Source organism: Streptococcus parasanguinis (genome assembly GCF_001069785.1).
GTDB lineage: Bacteria > Bacillota > Bacilli > Lactobacillales > Streptococcaceae > Streptococcus > Streptococcus parasanguinis_T.
This window is the reverse complement of record NZ_JVSR01000105.1, coordinates 1-3800: the sequence shown is the minus strand read 5'-3', so window position 1 is coordinate 3800 and position 3800 is coordinate 1. Positions and strand designations below refer to the sequence as shown.

3 protein-coding genes are annotated in these 3800 nt (G+C 34.2%); 1 reads left to right on the top strand and 2 read right to left on the bottom strand.

The window, feature by feature from the left end:
• Window positions 1-392: IS3 family transposase (locus tag ADG03_RS09920; RefSeq protein WP_049472606.1), on the top strand; the 392-nt coding region annotated here is incomplete at its 5' end.
• Between the two features lie 304 nt (window positions 393-696).
• Here ADG03_RS09920 and ADG03_RS09915 read toward each other — a convergent pair.
• Both ADG03_RS09915 and ADG03_RS09910 read right to left on the bottom strand, forming a co-directional pair.
• Window positions 697-1353, bottom strand: coding sequence for an ATP-binding cassette domain-containing protein (locus tag ADG03_RS09915; RefSeq protein ID WP_021153266.1), 657 nt, complete (start codon window positions 1351-1353; stop codon window positions 697-699).
• Window positions 1354-1357: 4 nt separating this feature from the next.
• Window positions 1358-3559, bottom strand: a complete 2202-nt coding sequence (locus tag ADG03_RS09910) for an ABC transporter membrane-spanning permease-amino acid transport (RefSeq protein WP_021153267.1) — start codon at window positions 3557-3559, stop codon at window positions 1358-1360.
• Window positions 3560-3800 lie beyond the last annotated feature (241 nt).

Sequence of the window (3800 nt, the reverse complement as noted above, 5' to 3'; positions counted from 1 at the left end):
TTATCTCCTACAATCTTTCTACTTCGCCGAACTTAGTACAAATGAAAGCTATGCTAGAACAAGCCTTTACAGCGAACCATTATGAAAATACAATTCTCCATAGTGACCAAGGATGGCAATACCAACACGATTTCTATCATCATTTTTTAAAGAATAAGGGAATCCAACCATCTATGTCACGTCAGGGAAATAGCCCAGATAACGGTATGATGGAATCTTTCTTTGGCATTCTTAAGTCTGAAATGTTTTATGGTTATGAGAATACGTTTCAGTCACTTGAGCACTTGGAACAAGCCATTGTCGACTATATTGATTACTACAACAACAAACGAATTAAGGTAAAACTAAAAGGACTTAGTCCTGTACAATACAGAACTAAATCCTTTGATTAAATTAATTGTCTAACTTTTTGGGGTCAGTACAGCACTGCCTTTCTTTTTTTATCTATACTATTATTATGCCATTTTTCTGTAAAAATAAAGATAGATTTTTCAAAAAAGTACTATAGAATGCTCTTGGCCCCAGAGGATAAATTTTTTGTCTAGGTTTTGGGGTCAGTACATAACAAGAAGATTTTTTTATGTTTTTCTAAGTACGTCTAGACGTTTTAAAACTTATGTTGTGATTGAATTACGTTCAATACTTCTTGCATACTTCCAGCTTTCCAATTTGCCTTAGCATTAAATAATGGTTGAGTTAATTTGCAAGAACCGACTCCAGTGAAATGATCCTATCACATTGCCGTGCTTGCTCCATGTTATGCGTAACAACCAAAATTGTTTTACCAAACTGATCTCTCAAAGTTCGAATCAAATCGAATGCTTTTTGAGACATTTCAGGATCTAACGATCCGGTTGGTTCATCTGCTAGGACAATATCTCCGGGCTTTAAAATAGCTCTCACAATCGCAATTCTCTGCTGTTCACCTCCCGATAATTCATTGATTTTACTATTTAACCGATTTTGTAGACCAACAAATTCTAGCGTTTCCTTGATTCTCTGCTCCTTCTCCTGTCTAGAGAAATTCGAAAAAGTCATGGCAAGCATCAGGTTATCTTTCACACTAGATGTAGAAATGAGTGCATTGGATTGAAAAAGATAGTTGATGACATTCCTTCGGTAATGAACTGCTGATTGCGAATTTACCTTAGGCAAAACTTTTCCGTTGATTAGGATTTTACCACTGTCAACAGTATCCAATAGTCCAATCATATTGAGGATAGTCGATTTTCCAGAACCAGAAGGTCCTACTAAAGCTACAAATTCATTTTCCTCAATATCAAAGCTTAAGTCTTTGAAAATTTCTCTTGAACCAAATTGTTTTGATACATTTTGTACTGAAATTCTAGACATGAGATTACTCCTTAAATGATTGTATGATACTCTCTCCTTCTTTACGGAACAAACTGAAGTAAAGTAGCATTATCTGAAAAGCAAATGTAGCTAGTGTCATGACTATTCCCAACTTAGAACCCACTAAGATAGAAACGATTAGTTCCATCACAGAAAAACTAATAATGAGAGAAAGCACACCAATATATCTTTTCCATGGTGAGAATCCCATAAAGTATTGAACATACAATTTTTCTTCAAATAACATGCGGTACATTAAGACAAAACTCCAGAAAATAGCCATCATCGTAATTATGATAATCGCTATGATCGTGCCGAAAAGATAAAATGTATAACTCAGATCTTTTTGAAGACCATTGATAAAGTTCTTGACAGTTGTAAAACTCAACCGATTATCCTTTAAATCTGGAAATTCTGTTTCTAAAATGGACACTACCTGTTTCATCGTTTCCCTATCACGAATCTTCAAAAGACCATTATAGCCACTGACAACTAAGTTTGCCGACTCCATGAAATATAAATTCTCTGGTGTTGAGACAAAAATAACTGGATTCTCACTAGTTGTACCATAAGAAATAGAATCTGACCAAGTAAATATTGATCGAGACGGTTGGTAAACCTTGAACATAAATTTCGGATTTTCTGTGAAATTAGTTTGTAAATCTCCCGGTTTTACAGTGACACTTTCCTGTAAATACGCCTTCATCACTTCAAGTTCTTCTGTATTGAGCGTGTTAGGTAGAAGATAAAGTCGAGTACCATTCCTCATCTCTAGCAACTCTTCATCACTTAGGGGAATACCTAGGTCTTTCAGGTAATTATAGGAGAATTTCAAATACCAAAATGGTTTTTTAGGGACATGCTGGTATGTCCCATAGACTGCATCAAGGGACTCCTGATTAAGAAATTGTCCTTGGGCAATATAGACACCCGGAAGCTCAGATATACGCTGGTAAAAGTTATACATACTACGCTCAAGGGAATTTGTAGTTCCTGCATATGTACCTACATCATCTCCCTCAGCAAAGCTGGAGATAACGTACATATCTTCAACATTCTTCCACTCCCTAGATACTTTCATATTATCAATAAACTGATTCATTGGAGCATCTAAAGAGTAACTGATTGCGATTAACAAACCAGCTACCAAGGTATAGAATAACAAGCAGGTTACCATTAAAGGCTTCATTGGTAATCGTTTATGAATTGCTGCTAATGGAGAAACCGAATAAACAATAATTGTTGGAATAATGAATATCAATAGTAGCAACAAGACTGAGAGGCTGACTCCAGCAAAAACTAGAATAAACGATGATAAACCAAAACTAGACCAGCCTGACAACAACCAACTACATAAAGAGATAATAGGAATAATATAGATTGAAAATAGTAGAGAATTTTTGAAAAAAGCAGACCATAATTCTTTTCTATCCCATCCTAAAAGAATCAATGTTCCGAAATGTTTAAAGGATTGAAGAACACAGATTAAGAATAGGATCAGTAAAATGAAGGCATTTACTAAGATGCTGATAGCAAGTATTATTCCCCAAATTCCCTGATCAGTACTACTTCCAAAACTTTCTTTTGTCAAATCCTCAACAGAAATACCTGACACCTTTGAAAGATGTAGCAAAAAGTTATCTCTTGAGACAGCATCGCGGAGACCATTGATATGGTAGATCCCATTAATCGTATTAGTGTTTTGGAAAGTATAATCTAATCGTTCAATGACTACAGGTGTGCTAAATAATAAATCTGGAAGCTCGTAAAGCATATTATTTGAGCCTTTGTCAAGTCCAATAGTCATATTATTATCACTATGAGATAATAAATTTGCAAATTGTTGTTGTGAGACAACTATTTTACCCGTACTTTCAAAATCTGAAAAACCAGCAGAGCTACCAAGGATGTCTATATAAATCCTATTTAGACCTTCTCCTGTATCACTACTTTCAGAACGTTTTGTCCATATGGACAAGTCACTCTGTTCTAAAAAATAATTAAATACATCTTGTGATTGCTTTTCTGTTAACTTCTGAAGATAAACTGTTACGGTCCCGGAATGATGATTATAACTCTGCCATGACTGTTGATACTGTAAACCTGCTAAAAAAATTGCCACCAGAGCAAGTAAGACACTCTGGATGGCAATCAAAAACAGGATTAAGTATTTCATTTTACCTAATAACATGTTTTTGTATGTCATACGTACTTACCTACAATTCCACGTTTTTTTCTCACGCAATGAAACCCCTTTCAGCTTCCTTGTTTTTATTTTAACATATATATTTTTATTTAGCCAATTTTTTATTGTTTATTGAACTTTTTTTATTTTTATTACCATAAAGAATATTTTATTCCTTTAACTTGCTATTTTGAACTAAAAATTTTATAATAAAATTAAGCAAATAGGAAGGTTTATTATCTTTAATGAATACACTCGCAGA